Source organism: Pseudomonas sp. 32_A, from assembly GCF_017490905.1.
Classification (GTDB): domain Bacteria; phylum Pseudomonadota; class Gammaproteobacteria; order Pseudomonadales; family Pseudomonadaceae; genus Aquipseudomonas; species Aquipseudomonas inefficax.
The window spans coordinates 100508-122666 of record NZ_JAFGYI010000014.1 but is presented as its reverse complement, the minus strand read 5'-3'; the positions used below and the strand labels follow the sequence as shown (position 1 = coordinate 122666).

Genomic DNA, 22159 nt, shown 5'->3' with positions numbered 1-22159 from the left:
CACGTTGCAACAAATGTGGGAGCGGGCTTGTCCCGCGAAGCGCCGCGCGGGCGGCGCTCGGTCTAACAGGCGCAGAAAGTGTAACGGCAAACACCCGCGAAGCGCCGCGCGGGCGGCGCTCGATTTGCGCCCCACCACAAATCTCAAGCCCTGCATTAAACCCTATCTCCGGCACGGCTATTGCTACACCGCTGGCAACACACCGTTTTTATGACGGTCAGCCACGCGAGAGAGCAAGATGCCCCAGGCCGCCCACGTATCCCGAGCCCCCGATCCGCAGGGGCAAACCCTGGTCGAGCAGGAAAGCCGCCAGGGTGTCGAACAGGCCTTCGCCCTGTTCAATCAGGTGTCCAGCCAACTGAGCCAGTCCTACAGCCTGCTGGAAGCCCGAGTCAGCGAACTCAAGGGCGAGCTGGCGGTGGTCAGCGCCCAGCGCATCGATGAACTGAGCGAAAAGGAACGCCTGGCCAACCGCCTGCAAAATTTGCTGGACCTGTTGCCCGGCGGGGTCATCGTGATCGATGGTCAGGGCCTGGTGCGCGAAGCCAACCCGGCCGCCTGCGAACTGCTCGGCGAGCCGCTGGTCGGCCAGCTGTGGCGCCAGGTGATCGCGCGCAGCTTTGCTCCGCGCAAGGATGACGGTCACGAAGTCTCGCTGCGCGACGGCCGCCGTCTGTCCATCGCCACCCGCTCGCTGGATGCCGAGCCTGGCCAGTTGGTATTGCTCAACGACCTGACTGAAACCCGTCGCCTGCAAGACCAGCTGGCTCGCCACGAGCGCCTGTCGTCGCTGGGGCGCATGGTCGCCTCGCTGGCGCACCAGATCCGTACGCCATTGTCTGCGGCGATGCTCTACGCCAGCCACTTGGCTGACCCCGAACAAGACCTGAGCGTGGAAACCCGGCAGCGCTTTGCCGGCACCCTGAAAGAGCGCCTGCACGAGCTGGAGCACCAGGTGCGCGACATGCTGGTATTCGCCCGTGGCGAGCTGCCGTTGAGTGACCGGGTCACGCCAAAAGCCTTGTTCCAGGCCCTGCAGCAGGCTGCCCAGGCGCATGTGCAAGGGCACGCCGTGCGCTGGCAGTGCGACAGCCATCTGGGTGAGCTGCTGTGCAACCGGGACACCCTGGTTGGTGCATTGCTCAACCTCATCGAAAATGCGCTGCAAGCCAGCGATGGCCCGGCGCGCCTGAAGGTGCACCTGTTCCGTCGCGAGCGCAGCCTGCACCTGTCTGTAAGCGATGCCGGCAGTGGCATCGATGCAGACCTGCTCGGCCGCCTGGGCGAGCCGTTCCTGACTACCAAGGCCACAGGCACCGGCCTGGGCCTGGCGGTGGTCAAGGCCGTGGTGCGCGCCCACCAGGGTACGCTGCGCCTGCGCTCGAAGGTCGGTCGTGGTACCTGCGTGCGGGTGGAGCTGCCGTTGATCGACGGGCAACCGGCGGAGGGCGTGTAATGGCGATCAAGGTGCTGCTGGTCGAGGATGACCGCGTATTGCGCCAGGCGCTGGGTGATACTCTGGAAATCGGCGGTTTCGCCTACCAGGCGGTGGGCAGTGCCGAAGAAGCACTGGATGCGGTGCTGGAGGAGGCCTTCAGCCTGGTGGTCAGCGATGTGAACATGCCTGGCATGGATGGCCACCAACTGCTGGCTCAGCTGCGCCGCCAGCATCCGCAATTGCCCGTGTTGCTGATGACCGCGCATGCCGCGGTGGAGCGCGCCGTCGAGGCGATGCGTCAAGGCGCTGCCGACTATCTGGTCAAGCCGTTCGAACCCAAGGCGTTGCTCAGCCTGGTCGAGCGGCATGCCGCCGGGCGCGTGGCTGACGAAGAAGGTCCGGTGGCCTGCGAGCCGGCCAGCCGACAGTTGCTGGAGCTGGCCGCGCGGGTGGCGCGCAGTGACTCGACCGTGCTGATCTCCGGCGAATCCGGCACCGGCAAGGAAGTGCTGGCGCGCTACATTCACCAGCAGTCGCCGCGGGCAGCGCAGCCCTTCGTGGCGATCAATTGTGCTGCCATCCCCGACAACATGCTCGAGGCCACCCTGTTCGGCCACGAGAAGGGGGCCTTCACCGGCGCCATCGCTGCGCAGGCGGGCAAGTTCGAGCAGGCCGAAGGTGGCACCTTGCTGCTTGATGAGATCTCGGAAATGCCAATGGCCTTGCAGGCCAAGCTGCTGCGCGTGCTGCAGGAGCGCGAGGTGGAGCGGGTGGGCGGGCGCAAGCCGATCAGCCTGGATATTCGTGTGCTGGCCACCACCAACCGTGACCTGGCTGGCGAGGTGGCGGCCGGGCGCTTCCGTGAAGACCTGTACTATCGCCTGTCGGTGTTCCCCCTGGCCTGGCGCCCCCTGCGCGAACGCCCGGGTGACATCCTGCAATTGGCCGAGCGCCTGTTGGCGCGACATGTGGCGAAGATGAAGCACGCCCCGGTCCGCCTGTCGCCCCAGGCGCGCGCATGCCTGCAGGCGTATGCCTGGCCGGGCAATGTGCGCGAACTGGACAATGCCCTGCAGCGGGCGCTGATCCTGCAGCAGGGCGGGGTGATCGAGGCGGCGGATTTTTGTCTGGCAGGCGCCATTCCATTGTCGGCTGGCACGGAGCCGTCACCTGAGGTGGCCGCCGAGGTCGGCGGGCTGGGCGATGACATGCGTCGTCATGAGTACCAGATGATCATCGACACCCTGCGCGCCGAGCGCGGTCGCCGCAAAGAGGCGGCTGAACGCCTGGGGATAAGCCCGCGTACCCTGCGCTACAAGCTGGCGCAGATGCGTGATGCCGGGTTTGACGTCGAGGCCAGCCTGTTCGGTTGATTGACAGCGCATCTTGCAGCGCGTGCGACTCCTGTGGGAGCGGGTTTACCCGCGAACACCGGCAAAGCCGGTGCCATGCACTGTGTCGCATTCTTCGCGGGTGAACCCGCTCCCACAGGTGTCATGTTGCCTGAGCCCTGGAGGCTGGCACCTTTGTTGCTTTAGGTTGGCTATCCGCCGCATCACTGTCAAAAAAATGCGGCCGCAGGAGAGAGAAGGGTCATGAGCCAAGGTGTTGAATTCAATCGTCTGATGTTGGACATGCGGGCCATGCAGGCCGATGCCATGTCGCTGCCCAAGGTGGCCGCAGCCCCCGAGCTGGCGCCCGGGCAGAGTACCTTTGCCGATATGCTCGGCCAGGCCATCGGCAAGGTGCATGAGACGCAGCAGGCTTCGACCCAGCTGGCCAATGCCTTCGAGATCGGCAAGAGTGGCGTCGACCTGACCGACGTGATGATCGCTTCGCAAAAGGCCAGCGTGTCGATGCAGGCCCTGACCCAGGTACGCAACAAGCTGGTCCAGGCGTATCAGGACATCATGCAGATGCCGGTTTGAGGACGGACGTAAACCATGGCTGAAGCAGTCGTCGACAACCCCCCCGCCAAAAGCGGCCCGCCCGCGGCCAAACCGCCGCTGTTCGGCATGGCGTTTCTGGAAAACATCGCGCAGATGCCCATGCTGCGTCAGGTCGGCCTTCTGGTCGGCCTGGCCGCCAGCGTGGCGATCGGCTTTGCCGTGGTGCTCTGGTCGCAACAACCCGATTACCGTCCGCTGTATGGCAGCCTGGCGGGCATGGACACCAAGCAGGTCATGGATACCCTGGCCGCTGCCGACATCCCCTACAACGTGGAGCCCAATTCCGGCGCTCTGCTGGTAAAGGCCGACGACCTCTCCCGTGCGCGCCTGAAACTGGCGGCCGCCGGTGTGGCACCCAGCGATGGCAATGTCGGTTTCGAGCTGCTCGACAAGGAGCAGGGCCTGGGCACCAGCCAGTTCATGGAAGCCACCCGTTACCGTCGCAGCCTGGAAGGTGAACTGGCGCGTACCGTGTCCAGCCTGAACAACGTCAAGGGCGCGCGCGTGCACCTGGCCATCCCGAAAAGCTCGGTGTTCGTGCGTGACGAACGCAAGCCCAGCGCCTCGGTACTGGTCGAGCTGTACCCGGGCCGTGCCCTGGAAGCCGGGCAGGTGATGGCCATCGTCAACCTGGTCGCTACCAGCGTGCCGGAACTGGACAAGTCCCAGGTCACCGTGGTCGACCAGAAGGGCAACCTGCTGTCCGAGCAGATCCAGGACACCGCCCTGACCCAGGCAGGCAAGCAGTTCGACTACAGCCGCCGGGTGGAAAGCCTACTCACCCAGCGGGTGCACAACATCCTGCAGCCGGTGCTGGGCAATGACCGCTACAAGGCCGAAGTGTCCGCTGACCTCGACTTCAGTGCCGTCGAGTCCACCTCCGAGCAGTTCAACCCCGACCAGCCGGCGCTGCGCAGCGAACAGTCGGTCGACGAACAACGTGCCAGCAGCCAGGGCCCGCAAGGTGTGCCCGGCGCGCTGAGCAACCAGCCTCCAGGCCCTGCATCGGCGCCGCAGACCACCGGTGGTGCCGCCACCCCGGCCGCGGCCATCCAGCCTGGCCAGCCGCTGGTGGATGCCAACGGCCAGCAGATCATGGACCCGGCCACCGGCCAGCCAATGCTCGCGCCGTACCCGTCGGACAAGCGCCAGCAAAGCACCAAGAACTTCGAGCTGGACCGCTCCATCAGCCACACCCGCCAGCAGCAGGGGCGCATGACCCGCCTGTCGGTGGCGGTGGTGGTGGACGACCAGGTCAAGATCGACCCGGCCACCGGCGACACCACCCGTGCGCCGTGGGGCGCCGAAGACCTGGCACGCTTTACTCGCCTGGTCCAGGACGCGGTCGGCTTCGATGCCAGCCGTGGCGACAGCGTGACAGTGATCAACGTGCCGTTCGCCGCCGATCGTGGCGAAGAAATCGCCGACATCGCCTTCTACCAGCAACCTTGGTTCTGGGACATCGTCAAGCAAGTGCTGGGCGTGGTATTCATCCTGGTGCTGGTGTTCGGCGTACTGCGTCCGGTGCTGAACAACATTACAGGGGGCGGCAAGCAGGCTGCCTCGGATAGCGACATGGAGCTGGGCGGCATGATGGGTCTGGATGGCGAACTGGCCAACGACCGCGTCAGCCTGGGTGGCCCGACAAGCATTCTGCTGCCTAGCCCGAACGAGGGTTACGAGGCACAGCTCAACGCAATCAAAGGCCTGGTGGCCGAAGATCCGGGCCGCGTTGCCCAGGTCGTGAAAGAGTGGATCAACGCCGATGAGTGATAACCGAGCCGTTACCGCCAAGCTGAGCCGCGTCGACAAGGCGGCGATCCTCCTGCTTTCGCTGGGTGAAACCGACGCCGCCCAGGTGCTGCGGCACATGGGGCCCAAGGAAGTGCAGCGGGTGGGTGTGGCCATGGCGCAGATGGGCAATGTGCACCGTGAACAGGTTGAGCAGGTGATGAGCGAGTTCGTCGAAATCGTCGGCGACCAGACCAGCCTGGGCGTGGGCTCTGATGCCTATATCCGCAAGATGCTCAACCAGGCCCTGGGCGAGGACAAGGCCAACGGCCTGGTCGACCGCATCCTGCTTGGTGGCAACACCAGCGGCCTGGACAGCCTCAAGTGGATGGAGCCGCGCGCCGTTGCCGACGTGATCCGTTACGAGCACCCGCAGATCCAGGCCATCGTGGTCGCCTACCTCGACCCCGACCAGGCCGGCGAAGTGCTGAGCAACTTCGACCACAAGGTGCGCCTGGACATCGTCCTGCGCGTGTCGTCGCTGAACACTGTGCAACCGGCGGCGCTGAAGGAGCTGAACCAGATCCTCGAGAAGCAGTTCTCGGGCAACTCCAACGCGGCGCGTACTACCTTGGGCGGCATCAAGCGCGCCGCCGACATCATGAACTTCCTCGACAGCTCGGTGGAAGGTGCACTGATGGACGCGATCCGCGAAATCGACAGCGACCTGTCCGAGCAGATCGAAGACCTGATGTTCGTCTTCAACAACCTGGCCGACGTCGACGACCGTGGTATCCAGGCACTGCTGCGCGAAGTCTCGTCCGACGTGCTGGTGGTGTCGCTCAAGGGCGCCGACGAGCGGGTCAAGGACAAGATCTTCAAGAACATGTCCAAACGTGCGTCGGAGCTGTTGCGCGACGACCTGGAGGCCAAGGGGCCGGTACGGGTCAGCGACGTGGAAACGGCGCAGAAGGAAATCCTCACCATCGCCCGCCGCATGGCCGAGGCCGGCGAGATCGTGCTCGGCGGCAAGGGCGCCGAGGAAATGATCTAAGGTATTCGCGATCTGAAGGCCGACGCCGCCCCTTGTGGGAGCGGGTAAACCCGCTCCCACAGGGACCGTGTCGGCTGAACATGGTTTGAGAACATGACAGCATGCCCACCAAAGAACATCACCCCAGCGACCTGATCCGCGCCCGCGACCTCGAGGGCGTGGATGTCTGGGCGCTGCCCAGCTTCGACCCGGAACCGGAGCCTGAGCCCCAGCCTGCGCCAGAACCCACGGTAATCGAGGAAGAAGTCGAGGAAGTGCCGCTGGAAGAAGTCCAGCCACTGACCCTGGAAGAACTCGAGGCCATCCGCCAGGAAGCCTACAACGAAGGCTTCGCCACCGGTGAGCGCGAGGGCTTCCATAGCACCCAGCTCAAGGTCCGCCAGGAAGCCGAAGAGGCCCTGAAGGCCAAGCTGGAAAGCCTCGACCGGCTGATGACCAACCTGATGGAGCCGATCGCCGAGCAAGACACCCAGATCGAGAAAACCTTGGTCCATCTGGTGGCACACATGACCCGCCAGGTGATCGGTCGCGAACTGCGGGGCGATTCCAGTCAGATCACCCAGGTACTGCGCGAAGCGCTCAAGCTGCTGCCCATGGGCGCGGACAATATCCGCATCCACCTCAACCCGCAGGATTTCGAGCTGGCCAAGGCCCTGCGCGAACGCCATGAGGAAAGCTGGCGGCTGCTCGAGGACAGCGCACTGCTACCCGGCGGCTGCCGTATCGAGACCGCGCACAGCCGCATCGACGCGACCATGGAAACCCGCATCGAGAAAGCCGTGGCCCAACTGTTCGACCAGTTGCACGACCATTCGCTGCACCCGGCAGCGCCGGACATGTCGGTAGACCTGGACAGCCTGCCAGAGCGCGCCGCGGGTAGCCCGGATGCATCTTGAACGCACCAGTTTCGGCAAGCGCCTGGGCAGCTATGCCGAGGCCATCGAGCTGCCGGCCCAACCCATCGTCGAAGGCCGCCTGTTGCGCATGGTCGGCCTCACCCTGGAAGCCGAAGGCCTGCGCGCTGCAGTCGGCAGCCGCTGCCTGGTAATCAACGATGACAGCTACCACCCGGTGCAGGTGGAAGCCGAAGTCATGGGCTTTGCCGGGCCCAAGGTATTTCTCATGCCGGTCGGCAGCATTGTCGGCATCGCCCCCGGCGCCCGCGTGGTGCCGCTGGATGACAGCGGCCGCCTGCCCATGGGCATGAGCATGCTCGGCAGAGTGCTCGACGGCGCCGGCCGCGCACTGGATGGCAAAGGTGGGATGAAGGCCGAGGACTGGGTGCCGATGGACGGCCCGGTGATCAACCCGTTGAACCGCGACCCCATCAGCAAGCCGCTGGATGTGGGTATTCGCAGCATCAATGGCCTGCTCACCGTCGGTCGCGGCCAGCGCCTGGGCCTGTTTGCCGGTACCGGCGTGGGCAAGTCGGTGTTGCTGGGCATGATGACCCGCTTCACCGAAGCCGAAATCATCGTCGTCGGCCTGATCGGTGAGCGGGGGCGCGAGGTCAAGGAGTTCATCGAACATATTCTTGGTGAAGAAGGCCTCAAGCGCTCTGTGGTGGTCGCTTCGCCCGCCGACGATGCGCCGCTGATGCGCCTGCGTGCGGCCATGTACTGCACGCGTATTGCCGAGTACTTCCGCGACAAGGGCAAGAACGTGCTGTTGCTGATGGACTCGCTGACCCGTTTTGCCCAGGCTCAGCGGGAAATCGCCCTGGCCATCGGCGAGCCGCCGGCTACCCGGGGTTACCCGCCGTCGGTGTTCGCCAAGCTGCCCAAGCTGGTGGAGCGGGCCGGCAACGGCGAGCCAGGCGGTGGTTCGATCACCGCGTTCTATACCGTGTTGTCCGAAGGTGACGACCAGCAGGATCCGATTGCCGACGCGGCGCGCGGTGTGCTCGATGGCCACTTTGTGCTGTCGCGGCGGTTGGCCGAGGAAGGCCATTATCCGGCCATCGATATCGAAGCCTCGATCAGCCGGGTCATGCCCCAGGTGGTCGATGCCGATCATTTGCGCCAGGCGCAAAAGTTCAAGCAGTTGTGGTCGCGCCTGTCGCAAAGCCGCGACCTGATCAGCGTGGGCGCATACGTGGCGGGTGGCGACCCGGAAACCGACCTGGCCATTGCCTTGCAATCGAAGCTGCTGGAGTTTCTGCGCCAGGGCCTGCGCGAGAGCGTGGGCATGGCGCAGAGCCGTGAACAGTTGGGGGCGATCTTTGCGCCCCCGGCGGGCGGTTGATAGGCCATGGCGTTGCCCGGACGTGCCGCGCGCCTGGCGCCGGTGGTGGACATGGCCGAAGAGGCCGAGCGCCAGGCGGCCCAGCGCCTTGGGCATTTCCAGCAGCAGGTGGCCACCGCCCAGGCCAAGCTGGCCGAGCTCGAGCGGTTTCGCGAGGATTACCAGCTGCAGTGGATCAACCGTGGCGGGCAGGGGGTAAATGGTAGCTGGCTGGTCAATTACCAGCGTTTTCTCGGGCAGCTGGAAACGGCCATGACCCAGCAGCGCCAGAGCCTGGCCTGGCACCAGAACAACCTCAACAACGCCCGCGGCACCTGGCAGCAGGCCTATGCCCGGGTGGAAGGCTTGCGCAAGCTGGTGCAGCGCTACCTGGACGAAGCCAGGCGCGCCGAAGACAAGCGCGAGCAGCGCTTGCTCGACGAGCTGTCCCAGCGCCTGCCGCGGCAGAATCATCTATAGCCTGTAATGGCCTCTTCGCGGGTAAACCCGCTCCCACAAGTACGACGCAGGATTCGAAGTGGTGGAGATCCTGTGGGAGCGGGTTTACCCGCGAAGAGGCCAGTACAGGCAGCACATATATGTCGCGCTGCACGCAGAATCGTGTGCTTGCCACCCCCGGCATCGCCTGCTAAACCTTTAAGGAGTTGCATCCGCCATCATCGAAGGAATCGCTAGCATGGCAGTCGAGACTGATTTTTCGCAGGATGGGAAAAAGCTGACGATAAAGATCAAGGGGCGCTTCGATTTCGGCAAGCACCAGGAATTTCGTGACGCCTACGAACGCCAGCCCCGCCGGCCCGATTCGGTGGTCGTCGACCTGAAGGACACCACCTACCTCGACAGTTCTGCACTCGGCATGCTGCTGTTGCTGCGTGACCATGCGGGCGGCGATGATTCTGATGTGCGGGTGGTGCATGCCAGCTCCGATGTGCGCAAGATCCTCGCCATCTCCAATTTCGAAAAACTCTTCGATATCAGTTGAGCGCCGACATGCCCGCCGAACAGGCGTTGACCGTGCTGGTCGCCGAAGACGGTGCCGCCGACCGTCTGCTGCTGGCGCAGATCGTGCGCCGGCAGGGTCATCAGGTATTCACCGCGGAAAACGGCGAGCAGGCGGTGGCACTGTTCATCGAGCGGCGCCCGCAACTGGTGCTGCTGGATGCACTGATGCCGGTGATGGACGGCTTCGAGGCGGCACGGCAGATCAAGGCCCTGGCCGGCGAAGCGCTGGTGCCGATCATTTTCCTGACGTCATTGAACGAGGAGGAAGGCCTGGTGCGCTGCCTGGAGGCCGGGGGCGACGACTTCATGGCCAAGCCCTACAGTGCGGTTATCCTCGGCGCCAAGATCCGCGCCATGGACCGCCTGCGCCGGCTGCAGGCCACCGTGCTGGAGCAGCGTGACCAGATTACCCGGCACCACCACCACCTGCTCAACGAGCAGCGGGTGGCCAAGGCAGTATTCGACAAGGTGGCCCACTCCGGCTGCCTGGCCGCGCCCAACATCCGCTACCTGCAGTCGCCCTATGCGCTGTTCAATGGCGATCTGATGCTGGCCGCGTTCACCCCGTCCGGCGACATGCGCGTGCTGCTTGGCGATTTCACCGGCCACGGCCTGCCAGCGGCGGTGGGGGCCATGCCGCTGGCTGAAGTGTTCTACGGCATGACTGCCAAGGGCTACGGCATGGCCCAGGTCCTGCGCGAGATGAACGCCAAGCTCAAACGCATCCTGCCGGTGGACATGTTCTGTTGTGCGCTGTTGCTCAACCTCAGCATGCAGCGCGGTTCGGTGGAGGTGTGGAACGGTGGCATGCCTGATGGCTATCGCCTGGCAGTGGATGGCCAGGTGCTGTCGGTGCTGAGTTCGCGACACCTGCCACTGGGCATCCTGGATGCCGAGCGTTTCGATGACAGTACCGAAGTGTTGCCGTTGGCACCAGGCGAGCGCCTGCTGCTGCTGTCGGACGGCGTGCTGGACACTGCCGACGACCAGGAACGCCTGTTCGGCGTGCAGCGCCTGCGCAGGGTGCTGGCCGACAACCGTGACCCGGTGCGGCTGTTCGACGAAGTGATGCAGGCCCTGGAGCGCTTTGGCGGGCGCCCGCGCGATGACATCAGCTTGTGCGACATTCGCATGTTCAGCGCCGAGGAGCGGGTGCCGGCGCCTATGATCTACTCTGATAGCGGCCGCTCCAGCCCGCTGGACTGGTCGCTGGGGTTCGAGGTGCGTGGCCAGAGCCTGAAACGCTTCAACCCGGTGCCGTACCTGGTGCAATTGTTGCAGGAGATTCACGGCCTGCGCGCACGTACCGGCAACCTGCACAGTGTGCTCAGCGAGCTGTATTCCAACGCCCTGGAGCATGGCGTGCTGGGCCTGGACTCGCAGCTCAAACGCGATGTACAGGGCTTTGCCGACTACTATCAGGAACGCGCTCGGCGCCTTGGGGTGCTGACCGACGGTTACGTACGCATCGACTTCCAGGTTGAACCGCAGGCCGATGGCGGGCGTCTGATGATCGAGGTCCGTGACAGCGGTGCCGGGTTCGATGTGCAGCGCGTGCTGTCGCGGCCCTCGCTGGCGCAGGAGCTGAGCGGGCGAGGCCTGAACCTGGTGCGGCGGTTGGCCAGCAGTGCGCACTGGAGTGATGGCGGGCGCTGCGCGCATGTGGAGTTCGTCTGGTGAGCCACGGGTTGGCTCGGGCATAATCTGGCTTGATCAAGGAGTGAACAAGTGACTGACATGCATATTGACCACAAGGTACTCAGCGACCTGCGTGAGATCATGGAAGATGGCTACCTGCAGTTGGTGCAAACCTTTCTCGACGACTCCGAGCAGCGCCTTGATCAGCTGCACGCGGCCAAAAGTGCCGAAGAGCTCAGTTCTGCAGCCCACAGTTTCAAGGGCAGCAGCAGCAACATGGGCGCAGTTGTGTTGGCCAGTCTGTGCCAGCAGCTGGAGGAGCGCGCGCAGCGGCCCCCACTGTATGGCATCGAGGACCTGATCAGCCGCATCGACTTGGAGTTCGTCGAGGTGCAGCGCTTCTACCGAGGTGAGCAGCAACGCATTTCGGCAGGTTAACCCACAACTTGGCGCGAGTCTTGCGTGTCTCTGGCCGGATTATTTTTTTGTTTCTGGCGCGGAGACTGCTCGATGCCTGTCGCACCCAACCCATTGTTGCAAGGCAACGCCATTGCCACCACCTCGCGGTCGGCCACCACGCAGGTTGAAAAACCTCTGCAGGCGCCGGGCGACAAGGGTGACAGCTTTGGCCAGGTGATGGCCAGGCGGGGCCGCGACAAGGCCGCCGCGCAGGACGACAAGGCCGACCAGGCCAAGCCCAAGGACAAATCCGAGGCGGCACAAGGCGGCAAGAAAGACGCTGCGGAAAACCCCGCCGTTGCCGATGACGGCAAACAATTGCCAGCCGACGACCAGGCTCAAGCGGACACTGGCGTGCGCGATGCCAGCCTTGTGGCCGGCCAGGTAACCGACGCTCAGCCTGGCGCACAGCTGATTCAGGCCCAGGCCGAGGCGGTGGCACCTGTGTTGCAAGCCGCCACGGCGCAGGCCCAGGTCACCGCCGCACTGCCCGAGGAGCCAGTCGCCGAGGAAGCCTTCGACCCTGACGCCGACCCTTTGGCCAACCTGCCGACCTTGCGCCTGGCACTGGAACAAAGCGCCCAGGCCAAAGGGGCGACCTCGGCGCATGCCCTGGACCCTTCACAGGCCCAGGGCGAGGACGGGCAGATGGCCGTCAATACCTTGGCGAATCTGGTCGAGAATGCCGAGAGTGAAACCGGCGAGCCTGGCGACAAGGCCTTTGCTGGCTTGCTCGAAGATGGCCTGAAGGACACCAAGAGCGCTGGCAGCGATACGCGCGTCGACGATTTCGCCAACCGCCTGGCCAACCTGACCCAGGCCGCCACGGCCAAGACCGCCAATGCCGTGCCGGCCAATGCCAGCCCATTGCACCAACCGCTGCCGATGAACCAGAACGCCTGGGCCGAGGGCCTGGTCAACCGGGTCATGTACCTGTCCAGCCAGAACCTCAAGTCGGCGGATATCCAGTTGGAGCCGGCGGAGCTGGGGCGCCTGGACATTCGCGTCAATGTTGCGACGGACCAGTCGACCCAGATCACCTTCATCAGCGGCCACGCCGGTGTGCGTGACGCCCTCGACAGCCAGGTGCACCGCCTGCGCGAGCTGTTCGCCCAGCAGGGGCTGGCACAGCCGGATGTCAACGTGGCCGACCAGTCGCGCGGGCAACAGCAGCAGCAGGGGCAGGCGCAGGGCAGCAACCTGTCCGGGGTGGCGGCGCGCCGGGCCGAGCAGGATGGCGGCGAGGCAGTCGATAGCGCCCGGCCTGTGGAGCAACAGGTGGTTGTTGGCGACAGCGCGGTCGATTATTACGCGTAGATCTCGATTGCCTGTACTGGCCTCTTCGCGGGTAAACCCGCTCCCACAAGTACAATGCAGGATTCGCAACCTGTGCAGGTCCTGTGGGAGCGGGTTCACCTGCGAAGAAGCCAGCACAGTCGTCCCTGCTGAAAAATGCCCTTCTGCAAAATCTGGCATAACACTTGCTCAAGCCAAGCCATTCTCCCTTGAACCCCCGATGGACGACGGATTATTGGCATGGCGAAGAGCGAAGCAGTCAAAGACCCCGCCACTAAAGGCAAACTCAAGCTGATCCTGCTGGCAGTAGTGGGCCTGTTGCTGGCGATCGGCCTTTCGGTGGGCGCTACCTGGTTCATCATGCACAAGAGCGAGCCGGCCCCGGCCGCCGATCCTGCAGCCAGCAACGTCAAGCCAGCGGCTATCTACGAAGCGCTGGCCCCGGCCTTCGTGGTCAACTTCAACCAGAACGGCCGCCAGCGCTACATGCAGGTGAGCATCACCCTGCAAGCGCGCAGCCAGGCTGACCTGGATGCGCTCAAGGTGCACATGCCGGTGATCCGCAACAACCTGGTGATGATGTTCTCCGGGCAAGGCTTCGACACCCTGGCTGGTAGCCCGGTAGGGCAGGAAATGCTGCGCCAGAAGGCCACCGCAGTGGTCCAGGAAGTGGCGCAGAAGGAAGTCGGCAAGCCGGTCGTCGACCAGTTGCTGTTCACCAATTTCGTATTGCAGTAGGAGTCCGCAATGGCCGTACAGGACCTGCTGTCCCAGGATGAAATCGATGCCCTGTTGCATGGCGTCGACGACGGGCTGGTGCAGACCGAGAGTGCATCCGAGCCTGGCAGCATCAAAAGCTACGACCTGACCAGCCAGGACCGTATCGTGCGGGGCCGCATGCCGACCCTGGAAATGATCAACGAGCGTTTCGCCCGTTACACCCGTATCAGCATGTTCAACCTGCTGCGCCGTTCCGCCGACGTGGCGGTGGGGGGCGTGCAAGTGATGAAGTTCGGCGAGTACGTGCACTCGCTGTACGTGCCGACCAGCCTCAACCTGGTCAAGATCAAGCCGTTGCGCGGCACCTCGCTGTTCATCCTCGATGCCAAGCTGGTGTTCAAGCTGGTGGACAACTTCTTCGGCGGCGACGGCCGCCACGCCAAGATCGAAGGCCGCGAATTCACCCCCACCGAACTGCGCGTGGTGCGCATGGTGCTGGACCAGTGCTTCGTCGACCTCAAGGAAGCCTGGCAGGCAATCATGCCGGTCACCTTCGAATACATGAACTCCGAAGTAAACCCGGCCATGGCCAACATCGTCGGCCCCAGCGAGGCGGTGGTGGTGTCCACCTTCCACATCGAACTGGATGGCGGTGGCGGCGACCTGCACGTGACCATGCCGTACTCGATGATCGAGCCCGTGCGGGAAATGCTCGATGCCGGTTTCCAGTCCGACCTGGACGACCAGGACGAGCGCTGGGTCAAGGCCCTGCGCGAGGATGTGCTGGACGTGGCCGTGCCGCTGACCGCCACCGTAGCCCGGCGCCAGCTGAAGCTGCGCGACATCCTGCACATGCAGCCTGGCGACGTGATCCCGGTGGAGCTGCCCGAGCACCTGGTGCTGCGCGCCAACGGCGTGCCGTCGTTCAAGGCGCGCCTGGGTTCGCACAAGGGCAACCTGGCGCTGCAGATCATCGACCCGATCGAACGCCGCTGACGGCGTGCCGGTCACTCCTAACGAATTGAATGCCTGTCGAGGAAACCATGGCTAACGAAAACGAGATCACCTCTGCAGAGGACCAGGCGCTGGCCGATGAGTGGGCTGCGGCCCTGGAAGAAACCGGTGCAGCCGGCCAGGCCGACATCGATGCACTGCTGGGTGGTGACACCGGCAGCAGCGCCGGCGGCCCGGGCCGCCTGCCGATGGAGGAGTTCGCCAGCTCGCCGAAGCCGAACGAAAACGTCAGCCTCGAAGGCCCGAACCTGGACGTGATCCTGGATATCCCGGTGAACATCTCCATGGAAGTGGGCAGCACCGAGATCAACATCCGCAACCTGCTGCAGCTCAACCAGGGCTCGGTGATCGAGCTCGACCGCCTGGCCGGCGAACCGCTCGACGTGCTGGTCAACGGCACGCTGATCGCCCATGGCGAAGTGGTAGTGGTCAACGAAAAGTTCGGCATCCGCCTGACCGACGTGATCAGCCCCAGCGAACGTATCAAGAAGCTGCGCTGAGTGAAGGGCACGATGCGCGCCTTCGCGGCGCTCGCCGCGCTGCTCGCCAGCCAGGCTTGCCTGGCCGCGGCCACACCGGCGGCAACCCCGGCAACCGCGCCTGGCAGCCTCGGTGGGCAGTTGGCGCAGATGGTCTTCGGCCTGTTGCTGGTGGTCGGCCTGATCTTCTTCCTGGCCTGGTTGCTGCGGCGCATGCAAAGCACGGCGGTGAAGGGCGGGCAGGTGATCGAGATCGTCGGCAGCCGGGCCATCGGCCCGCGTGATCGGCTGCTGCTGGTGCAGGTGGGCAAGCAGCAGATCCTGATCGGCCATACCCCTGGCAGCATCGAGGCCCTGCATGTGCTGGCCGAACCCGTGGAAGTGCCGGAAAGTGCCCGTCAGGCGACGCCGGAGTTTGCCCAGCGGCTGATGGAGCTGATGGGCAAGGACCCTAAGGACAAGAAGTGATGAGTGGCGCGCTGCGTGTGTTGTTGACTCTGGCGCTGCTGCTGGCTGCGCCGCTGGCCTTGGGTGCCGACCCGCTGTCGATCCCGGCCATTACCCTGTCCAATACCCCGGACGGGCAGCAGGAATACTCGGTCAGCCTGCAGATCCTGCTGATCATGACGGCGCTCAGCTTCATCCCGGCGTTCGTCATCCTGATGACCAGCTTCACCCGCATCATCATCGTGTTCTCGATCCTGCGTCAGGCCCTGGGCCTGCAGCAGACGCCGTCGAACCAGTTGCTGACTGGCATGGCGCTGTTCCTGACCATGTTCATCATGGCGCCGGTGTTCGACCGGGTGAACCAGGACGCGCTGCAGCCGTACCTGAAGGAGCAGATGACCGCCCAGCAGGCCATAGACAAGGCCCAGGGGCCGCTCAAGGACTTCATGCTGGCACAAACCCGGCAAAGCGACCTCGACCTGTTCATGCGCCTGTCCAAGCGTACCGACATCGCCGGCCCGGACCAGGTGCCGCTGACGATCCTGGTACCGGCGTTCGTCACCTCAGAGCTGAAGACCGCGTTCCAGATCGGTTTCATGATCTTCATCCCGTTCCTGATCATCGACATGGTGGTGGCCAGCGTGCTGATGGCCATGGGCATGATGATGCTGTCGCCGCTGATCATCTCGCTGCCGTTCAAGATCATGCTGTTCGTGCTGGTGGATGGCTGGGCGCTGATCATGGGTACCCTGGCCAGCAGTTTCGGCGGCGTCTGACGCCGTCAAGGAGAGCCGCCGATGACACCTGAAGTCGCTGTCGACCTGTTCCGTGATGCCCTGTGGCTGACCACCCTGATGGTCGCCATACTGGTGGTGCCGAGCCTGCTGGTGGGCCTGGTGGTGGCGATGTTCCAGGCCGCCACGCAGATCAACGAACAGACCCTGAGTTTCCTGCCGCGCCTGCTGGTGATGCTGGTCACGCTGATCGTCGCCGGGCCGTGGCTGGTGCAGAAGTTCATGGAGTACTTCATCAGCCTCTACACCAACATCCCGCATTTGATCGGTTGACGCGCCGATGCTGGAGCTGACCGACACGCAGATCGGCACCTGGGTTGCCACCTTCATCCTGCCGTTGTTCCGGGTGACGGCAGTGCTGATGACCATGCCTATATTCGGCACCCGCATGCTGCCGGCGCGGGTGCGCCTGTATGTGGCCGTGGCTATCACCGTGGTGATCGTCCCGGCCCTGCCGCCCTTGCCCGAGTTCGACCCGTTGAGCCTGCGCGGCCTGCTGCTGTGTGCCGAGCAGGTCATCGTCGGGGCGCTGTTCGGGTTGTCATTGCAGTTGTTGTTCCAGGCGTTCGTGATCGCTGGCCAGGTCGTCGCGGTGCAGATGGGCATGGCCTTCGCATCGATGGTCGACCCGGCGAACGGCGTCAACGTCGCGGTGATCAGCCAGTTCATGACCATGCTGGTGAGCGTGCTGTTCCTGCTGATGAACGGCCATCTGGTGGCGTTCGAGGTGCTGACCGAAAGTTTCACCACCTTGCCGGTGGGCAATGCGCTGGTGGTCAATCAGTTCTGGGAGCTGGCAGGGCGCCTGGGCTGGGTGTTCGGTGCCGGCCTTCTGCTGATTCTGCCGGCTATCGCCGCGCTGCTGGTGGTGAACATCGCCTTTGGCGTAATGACGCGTGCCGCGCCGCAGTTGAACATTTTCTCCATCGGTTTTCCGCTTACCCTGGTCATGGGCATGTTCATTTTCTGGGTTGGCCTGGCCGATATACTTTCCCATTACCAGGCATTGGCCAGCGAAGCGCTGCAATGGCTGCGTGAACTGGCGAGGGCGCGCTGAGCATGGCGGAAAGCGAAAGCGGTCAGGACAAGACAGAAGAACCCACCGACAAGCGCAAGCGCGATGCTCGCGAGAAAGGCGAGATCGCGCGTTCCAAGGAACTGAATACGGTGGCGGTGACCCTGGCCGGCGCCGGTGGCCTGTTGGCGTTTGGCGGCCACCTGGCCGAGACGCTGCTGGCGATCATGCGCATGAACTTCAGCCTGACCCGCGACTTCATCACCGATGAGCGGGCCATGGGTGCCTTCCTGCTGGCCTCGGGCAAGATGGCCATCTGGGCGGTGCAGCCGATATTGATCCTGTTGTTCGTGATTTCCTTCGTCGCGCCGATCGCCCTGGGCGGTTTCCTGTTTTCCGGCAGCCTGTTGCAGCCGAAATTCAGCCGTATGAATCCCTTGTCAGGGGTCAAGCGCATGTTCTCGATGAATGCCCTGACCGAACTCTTGAAAGCGTTCGCCAAGTTTCTCGTGATTCTGGTCGTGGCGGTAGTGGTGCTGGTCAATGACCGTCAGGCGCTGCTGGCCATTGCCAACGAGCCGTTGGAGCAGGCGATCATCCATAGCCTGCAGGTGGTGGGCTGGAGTGCGTTGTGGATGTCGGCGGGGCTGCTGTTGATTGCGGCGGCGGACGTGCCGTTCCAGCTGTGGCAGGCGCACAACAAGCTGAAGATGACCAAGCAGGAAGTCAAGGACGAGTACAAGGACAGTGAAGGCAAGCCCGAGGTCAAGCAGCGTATTCGCCAGCTGCAGCGTGAGGCTTCGCAGCGGCGCATGATGGCGGCCGTGCCCGAAGCCGACGTGATCATCACCAACCCGACGCACTACGCGGTTGCCTTGCAATACGACCCGGAGAAGGGCGGGGCGGCGCCATTGCTGCTGGCCAAGGGCACGGATTTCATTGCCTTGAAGATTCGCGAGATCGGTGTGGAGCACAAGGTCCAGATCCTCGAGTCGCCGGCGTTGGCGCGGGCGATCTATTACTCCACCGAGCTTGAGCAGGAAATCCCCGCCGGCTTGTACCTGGCGGTGGCGCAGGTGCTGGCCTATGTGTTCCAGATCCGTCAGTACCGGGCCGGCAAGGGCAAGCGGCCAGAGCCGCTGAAAGACGACCTGCCGATTCCGCCGGACCTGCGTCGCGACAGTTGACCTTGTGTCAGGGCTTCTGGCCCTTTCGCGGGTGAACCCGCTCCCACAGGTCCTCTGCGGGCCTTGAAAACTGTGAGGTCCCTGTGGGAGCGGGCGTGCCCGCGAAGAGGCCGGAACAGGCAAGATAAATCCCCCGTCGAGCAAAGTTGGAAGGCTTCTTGCAAAGCCAGCGCCAGGCGCCCCCTGTGCGTCAAAGTTTTGCATCAAGAGGACTCGCGGTGGATCGCACTCAGTTAATCAGCAACGCCCGTAACAACCTGGCCGGGCTCGGTCGGGGCAACCTGGGTGTGCCGCTGTTGCTGCTGGTGATGTTGGCAATGATGATGTTGCCGATACCGCCGTTCCTGCTCGACGTGTTCTTCACCTTCAACATTGCCCTGTCGATCGTGGTCCTGCTGGTCTGCGTCTATGCGCTGCGCCCGCTCGACTTCGCCGCGTTCCCCACCATCCTGCTGGTGGCCACGCTGTTGCGCCTGGCCCTGAACGTTGCCTCCACCCGGGTTGTGATGCTGCATGGCCAGGAGGGCCACGGCGCAGCCGGCAAGGTGATCCAGGCCTTCGGCGAGGTGGTGATCGGCGGTAACTACGTGGTCGGTGCCGTGGTGTTCGCCATCCTCATGATCATCAACTTCGTGGTAGTGACCAAGGGCGCCGGGCGTATCTCGGAAGTGAGCGCGCGTTTCACCCTCGACGCCATGCCCGGCAAGCAGATGGCCATCGACGCCGACCTCAACGCCGGCCTGATCGACCAGGCCCAGGCCAAGCACCGCCGCGCCGAAGTGGCGCAGGAAGCCGAGTTCTACGGTTCGATGGACGGTGCCAGCAAGTTCGTTCGCGGTGACGCCATCGCCGGCCTGCTGATCCTGTTCATCAACCTGATCGGCGGCATGCTGATCGGCATGCTGCAGCACGGCATGAGCTTTGGCGATGCCGGCAAGGTGTACGCTTTGCTGACCATCGGTGACGGTTTGGTGGCGCAATTGCCATCACTGCTGCTGTCCACCGCTGCCGCGATCATGGTTACCCGCGCCTCGGGCTCCGAGGACATGGGCAAGCTGATCAACCGGCAGATGTTCGATTCGCCCAAGGCCCTGGCGGTGTCCGGCGCGCTGATGATCGTCATGGGCCTGGTGCCGGGCATGCCGCACGTGGCCTTCCTCAGCCTTGGCCTGCTGGCCGGTGGTGGCGCCTACCTGGTATGGAAAAAGCAGCAGAAGGCCAAGGCGCAAGCGCTGCAGGAGGCGCAGCGCCAGCAGGACCTGCTGCCCTCGCCACAGCGCGCGCTGGAAACCAAGGAACTGGGCTGGGACGACGTCACGCCGATCGACATGATTGGCCTGGAGGTCGGCTACCGGCTGATCCCGCTGGTCGATCGCAACCAGGGCGGCCAGTTGCTGGCGCGGATCAAGGGCGTGCGCAAGAAACTGTCGCAAGATCTGGGCTTCCTCATGCCCACCGTGCACATCCGCGACAACCTCGACCTGCAGCCCAGCGCCTATCGCCTGACCTTGATGGGGGTGATCCTGGCGGAGGCCGAGATCTATCCGGACCGTGAACTGGCAATCAACCCGGGCCAGGTGTTCGGCACCCTCAACGGTATTGCCGCGCGTGACCCGGCGTTCGGCCTGGAGGCCGTGTGGATCGATGTTGGCCAGCGTTCCCAGGCACAGTCGCTGGGCTACACCGTGGTCGACGCCAGCACCGTGGTGGCCACCCACCTGAACCAGATTCTGCAGAAGCACTGCCACGAGCTGATTGGCCATGAAGAGGTCCAGCAACTACTGCAGGTGCTAGCCAAGGCATCGCCTAAACTTGCAGAAGAGCTTGTGCCAGGTGTCATTTCATTGTCGGGTCTGCTCAAGGTGCTGCAAGCGCTGTTGTCGGAGCAGGTGCCGGTGCGCGATATTCGCAGTATCGCCGAGGCGATCGCGAACAACGCCGGCAAGAGTCAAGATACCGCCGCGCTGGTGGCGGCGGTGCGCGTCGGATTGTGTCGCGCCATCGTGCAAAGCATTGTCGGCATTGAGTCGGAGCTGCCAGTGATTACCCTGGAGCCAAGATTGGAACAGATTTTGCTCAATAGTCTGCAGAGGGCCGGGCAAGGTCAGGAAGACGGTGTTCTTCTGGAGCCGAGCATGGCCGAGAAGCTGCAGCGTTCGTTGATCGAGGCGGCCCAGCGCCAGGAAATGCAGGGCCAGCCGGCCATCCTTCTGGTCGCCGGCCCGATCCGCGCCATGCTGTCGCGTTTCGGTCGCCTGGCTGTACCGAATTTGCATGTTCTGGCGTATCAGGAAATACCTGACAACAAGCAAGTCACCATCGTTGCCACCGTGGGCCCTAACGGCTGAGGTAGGGGATAATGCAAGTTAAGCGATTTTTCGCCGCCGATATGCGTCAGGCCATGAAGCTGGTCCGTGATGAGCTGGGCGCCGATGCCGCCATCATCGGCAACCGCCGCATCGCCGGCGGTGTCGAGCTGACGGCTGCGCTGGACTACAAACTGTCCGCCCTGGCCCCGCGTGTGCCTAACGCCGAGCTGGAAGAAGAGCTGCGCAAGACCCATACGCGCATCGCCACTGCCCGCGCCGAGCTGGATCCCCGCCCGGACAGCAGCGACAACAACCGCCAATTGTTCGCCGGGCAGTCGCTGACCGCCGCCGAGCCGTTGATCGAACCGCACGTCGATGCGCCCGAGGCCGCCGCTGCAGCCCCCGCATCGGCACCGGTCGACCCGCGTCTGTTCGATGCCATGCGCTCCGAGCTGTCGGGCCTGCGCGAGCTGCTGGAAGTGCAGCTCGGCTCGCTGGCCTGGAATCAGCTGCAGGGCAGCAAGCCGCAGCAGGCCACCGTCTGGCGCCGGCTGCAGCGCATCGGCCTGTCCGGGCCGATCGCCCGTGAGCTGCTGGACCTGACTGCCGAGATCGACGAGCCACGCCAGGCCTGGCGCATGTTGCTGGCGCACCTGGCGCGGATGATCGAAATCCCTGAGGTCGAGCCAATCGAAGAGGGGGGTGTGATCGCCATGGTCGGCCCGGCCGGCATGGGCAAGACCACCACCCTGGCCAAGCTGGCCGCCCGCTACGTGCTCAAGTACGGCGCGCAGAACCTGGCACTGGTGAGCATGGACAGCTTCCGCATCGGCGCCCAGGAGCAGCTCAAGACCCTGGGCCGCATCCTCAACGTGCCGGTGACCTACGTCGACCCGGGCCAGTCGCTGGCTGCGGCGCTGGAGCCGCTGCTGCGCAAGCGCGTGGTGCTGATCGATACCGCCGGCCTGCAGGCCAGCGACCCGGCCCTGCGCATGCAGCTGGACACCCTGGCCGGGCGTGGCATTGCCGCGAAGAACTACCTGGTGCTGGCCACTACCAGCCAGAAGCAGGTGCTGACTGCCGCCTACCACAGCTACAAGCGCTGCGGCCTGGCCGGTTGCATCCTGACCAAACTCGATGAAACGGCAAGCCTTGGCGACGTGCTGAGCCTTGCCATCAGTCATGAACTGCCGGTGGCCTACCTGACCGATGGGCCGCGCATTCCTGACGACCTGCACCTGCCTCGGGGGCACCAGTTGGTCTCCCGCGCGGTCAATGTGCAGCAGCAGGACGAGCCCAGCGAAGAGGCCATGGCCGACATGTTCGCTGATCTCTATCACAACCCACGGCGAGCGGGTTGATGATGAAGCGTGTGCAAGGTAG

Annotated in this window: 22 protein-coding genes; all 22 read left to right on the top strand. The window is 64.2% G+C overall.

Going from position 1 to position 22159, the window contains the following annotated elements; translation table 11 throughout:
* Positions 1–238 precede the first annotated feature (238 nt).
* The 22 genes from J5M58_RS11370 (at position 239) to flhF (ending at position 22137) form a co-directional block, all read left to right on the top strand.
* On the top strand, positions 239–1456 hold the full coding sequence (locus J5M58_RS11370) for a PAS domain-containing sensor histidine kinase (protein WP_112253090.1): 1218 nt from the start codon (positions 239–241) through the stop codon (positions 1454–1456).
* A complete protein-coding gene (locus J5M58_RS11365) occupies positions 1456–2811 on the top strand; it encodes a sigma-54 dependent transcriptional regulator (protein WP_207878149.1) in 1356 nt (451 codons plus the stop codon). The genes J5M58_RS11370 and J5M58_RS11365 overlap by 1 nt, the downstream gene beginning before the upstream one ends.
* A gap of 222 nt (positions 2812–3033) precedes the next feature.
* The gene (fliE, locus tag J5M58_RS11360; RefSeq protein ID WP_013973606.1) at positions 3034–3366 is read left to right on the top strand and encodes a flagellar hook-basal body complex protein FliE; all 333 of its coding nucleotides are present in this window, start codon (positions 3034–3036) and stop codon (positions 3364–3366) included.
* A gap of 15 nt (positions 3367–3381) precedes the next feature.
* Positions 3382–5160: a flagellar basal-body MS-ring/collar protein FliF gene (gene fliF, locus J5M58_RS11355; RefSeq protein ID WP_207878148.1), complete on the top strand. Its 1779-nt coding sequence runs from the start codon at positions 3382–3384 to the stop codon at positions 5158–5160.
* The gene (gene fliG / locus J5M58_RS11350; protein WP_003257289.1) at positions 5153–6172 is read left to right on the top strand and encodes a flagellar motor switch protein FliG; all 1020 of its coding nucleotides are present in this window, start codon (positions 5153–5155) and stop codon (positions 6170–6172) included. The genes fliF and fliG overlap by 8 nt, the downstream gene beginning before the upstream one ends.
* A gap of 101 nt (positions 6173–6273) precedes the next feature.
* The gene (gene fliH / locus J5M58_RS11345) at positions 6274–7068 is read left to right on the top strand and encodes a flagellar assembly protein FliH (protein WP_207878147.1); all 795 of its coding nucleotides are present in this window, start codon (positions 6274–6276) and stop codon (positions 7066–7068) included.
* Positions 7058–8416, top strand: a complete 1359-nt coding sequence (gene fliI, locus J5M58_RS11340; RefSeq protein WP_207878146.1) for a flagellar protein export ATPase FliI — start codon at positions 7058–7060, stop codon at positions 8414–8416. The genes fliH and fliI overlap by 11 nt, the downstream gene beginning before the upstream one ends.
* 6 nt (positions 8417–8422) lie before the next feature.
* Positions 8423–8875, top strand: coding sequence for a flagellar export protein FliJ (gene fliJ, locus J5M58_RS11335; protein ID WP_112253084.1), 453 nt, complete (start codon positions 8423–8425; stop codon positions 8873–8875).
* Positions 8876–9092: 217 nt separating this feature from the next.
* Positions 9093–9398 carry an STAS domain-containing protein gene (locus J5M58_RS11330; RefSeq protein WP_112253083.1) on the top strand — a complete coding sequence of 102 codons (306 nt, stop codon included), beginning with the start codon at positions 9093–9095 and terminating at the stop codon, positions 9396–9398.
* Between the two features lie 8 nt (positions 9399–9406).
* Positions 9407–11098 (top strand): fused response regulator/phosphatase, encoded by a 1692-nt coding sequence (locus J5M58_RS11325; RefSeq protein ID WP_207878145.1) that lies wholly within the window; start codon positions 9407–9409, stop codon positions 11096–11098.
* 48 nt (positions 11099–11146) lie between these two features.
* The gene (locus J5M58_RS11320; RefSeq protein WP_207878144.1) at positions 11147–11494 is read left to right on the top strand and encodes an Hpt domain-containing protein; all 348 of its coding nucleotides are present in this window, start codon (positions 11147–11149) and stop codon (positions 11492–11494) included.
* Between the two features lie 72 nt (positions 11495–11566).
* A complete protein-coding gene (locus tag J5M58_RS11315; RefSeq protein ID WP_207878143.1) occupies positions 11567–12832 on the top strand; it encodes a flagellar hook-length control protein FliK in 1266 nt (421 codons plus the stop codon).
* A 219-nt stretch (positions 12833–13051) separates the two neighbouring features.
* On the top strand, positions 13052–13549 hold the full coding sequence (gene fliL / locus J5M58_RS11310) for a flagellar basal body-associated protein FliL (protein WP_025340078.1): 498 nt from the start codon (positions 13052–13054) through the stop codon (positions 13547–13549).
* A 9-nt stretch (positions 13550–13558) separates the two neighbouring features.
* Entirely contained in the window at positions 13559–14527 is a 969-nt protein-coding gene (gene fliM, locus J5M58_RS11305) for a flagellar motor switch protein FliM (protein WP_013973595.1), read from the top strand.
* A gap of 47 nt (positions 14528–14574) precedes the next feature.
* Positions 14575–15045, top strand: a complete 471-nt coding sequence (gene fliN, locus J5M58_RS11300; protein WP_112253253.1) for a flagellar motor switch protein FliN — start codon at positions 14575–14577, stop codon at positions 15043–15045.
* Between the two features lie 12 nt (positions 15046–15057).
* Positions 15058–15492 (top strand): flagellar biosynthetic protein FliO, encoded by a 435-nt coding sequence (fliO, locus tag J5M58_RS11295; RefSeq protein WP_112253252.1) that lies wholly within the window; start codon positions 15058–15060, stop codon positions 15490–15492.
* Positions 15492–16247: a flagellar type III secretion system pore protein FliP gene (fliP, locus tag J5M58_RS11290; protein WP_038410037.1), complete on the top strand. Its 756-nt coding sequence runs from the start codon at positions 15492–15494 to the stop codon at positions 16245–16247. The genes fliO and fliP overlap by 1 nt, the downstream gene beginning before the upstream one ends.
* A 21-nt stretch (positions 16248–16268) precedes the next feature.
* On the top strand, positions 16269–16538 hold the full coding sequence (gene fliQ / locus J5M58_RS11285; RefSeq protein ID WP_112253079.1) for a flagellar biosynthesis protein FliQ: 270 nt from the start codon (positions 16269–16271) through the stop codon (positions 16536–16538).
* Positions 16539–16545: 7 nt separating this feature from the next.
* Positions 16546–17322, top strand: coding sequence for a flagellar biosynthetic protein FliR (gene fliR / locus J5M58_RS11280; protein ID WP_021785189.1), 777 nt, complete (start codon positions 16546–16548; stop codon positions 17320–17322).
* Positions 17323–17324: 2 nt separating this feature from the next.
* Positions 17325–18467, top strand: coding sequence for a flagellar biosynthesis protein FlhB (gene flhB / locus J5M58_RS11275; protein WP_112253078.1), 1143 nt, complete (start codon positions 17325–17327; stop codon positions 18465–18467).
* A gap of 218 nt (positions 18468–18685) precedes the next feature.
* Complete coding sequence (gene flhA / locus J5M58_RS11270; protein ID WP_112253077.1) at positions 18686–20815, top strand: flagellar biosynthesis protein FlhA; 2130 nt, start codon at positions 18686–18688, stop codon at positions 20813–20815.
* Positions 20816–20826: 11 nt separating this feature from the next.
* Entirely contained in the window at positions 20827–22137 is a 1311-nt protein-coding gene (gene flhF / locus J5M58_RS11265; RefSeq protein ID WP_112253076.1) for a flagellar biosynthesis protein FlhF, read from the top strand.
* The last annotated feature ends 22 nt before the right edge of the window (positions 22138–22159 follow it).

Bases quoted from the DNA above. Each gene is read 5' to 3' on its own strand.
- J5M58_RS11370 (WP_112253090.1), top strand. From the start codon at position 239: ATGCCCCAGGCCGCCCACGTATCCCGAGCCCCCGATCCGCAGGGGCAA.
- J5M58_RS11365 (WP_207878149.1), top strand. From the start codon at position 1,456: ATGGCGATCAAGGTGCTGCTGGTCGAGGATGACCGCGTATTGCGCCAG.
- fliE (WP_013973606.1), top strand. From the start codon at position 3,034: ATGAGCCAAGGTGTTGAATTCAATCGTCTGATGTTGGACATGCGGGCC.
- fliF (WP_207878148.1), top strand. From the start codon at position 3,382: ATGGCTGAAGCAGTCGTCGACAACCCCCCCGCCAAAAGCGGCCCGCCC.
- fliG (WP_003257289.1), top strand. From the start codon at position 5,153: ATGAGTGATAACCGAGCCGTTACCGCCAAGCTGAGCCGCGTCGACAAG.
- fliH (WP_207878147.1), top strand. From the start codon at position 6,274: ATGCCCACCAAAGAACATCACCCCAGCGACCTGATCCGCGCCCGCGAC.
- fliI (WP_207878146.1), top strand. From the start codon at position 7,058: ATGCATCTTGAACGCACCAGTTTCGGCAAGCGCCTGGGCAGCTATGCC.
- fliJ (WP_112253084.1), top strand. From the start codon at position 8,423: ATGGCGTTGCCCGGACGTGCCGCGCGCCTGGCGCCGGTGGTGGACATG.
- J5M58_RS11330 (WP_112253083.1), top strand. From the start codon at position 9,093: ATGGCAGTCGAGACTGATTTTTCGCAGGATGGGAAAAAGCTGACGATA.
- J5M58_RS11325 (WP_207878145.1), top strand. From the start codon at position 9,407: ATGCCCGCCGAACAGGCGTTGACCGTGCTGGTCGCCGAAGACGGTGCC.
- J5M58_RS11315 (WP_207878143.1), top strand. From the start codon at position 11,567: ATGCCTGTCGCACCCAACCCATTGTTGCAAGGCAACGCCATTGCCACC.
- fliL (WP_025340078.1), top strand. From the start codon at position 13,052: ATGGCGAAGAGCGAAGCAGTCAAAGACCCCGCCACTAAAGGCAAACTC.
- fliM (WP_013973595.1), top strand. From the start codon at position 13,559: ATGGCCGTACAGGACCTGCTGTCCCAGGATGAAATCGATGCCCTGTTG.
- fliN (WP_112253253.1), top strand. From the start codon at position 14,575: ATGGCTAACGAAAACGAGATCACCTCTGCAGAGGACCAGGCGCTGGCC.
- fliO (WP_112253252.1), top strand. From the start codon at position 15,058: ATGCGCGCCTTCGCGGCGCTCGCCGCGCTGCTCGCCAGCCAGGCTTGC.
- fliP (WP_038410037.1), top strand. From the start codon at position 15,492: ATGAGTGGCGCGCTGCGTGTGTTGTTGACTCTGGCGCTGCTGCTGGCT.
- fliQ (WP_112253079.1), top strand. From the start codon at position 16,269: ATGACACCTGAAGTCGCTGTCGACCTGTTCCGTGATGCCCTGTGGCTG.
- fliR (WP_021785189.1), top strand. From the start codon at position 16,546: ATGCTGGAGCTGACCGACACGCAGATCGGCACCTGGGTTGCCACCTTC.
- flhB (WP_112253078.1), top strand. From the start codon at position 17,325: ATGGCGGAAAGCGAAAGCGGTCAGGACAAGACAGAAGAACCCACCGAC.
- flhF (WP_112253076.1), top strand. From the start codon at position 20,827: ATGCAAGTTAAGCGATTTTTCGCCGCCGATATGCGTCAGGCCATGAAG.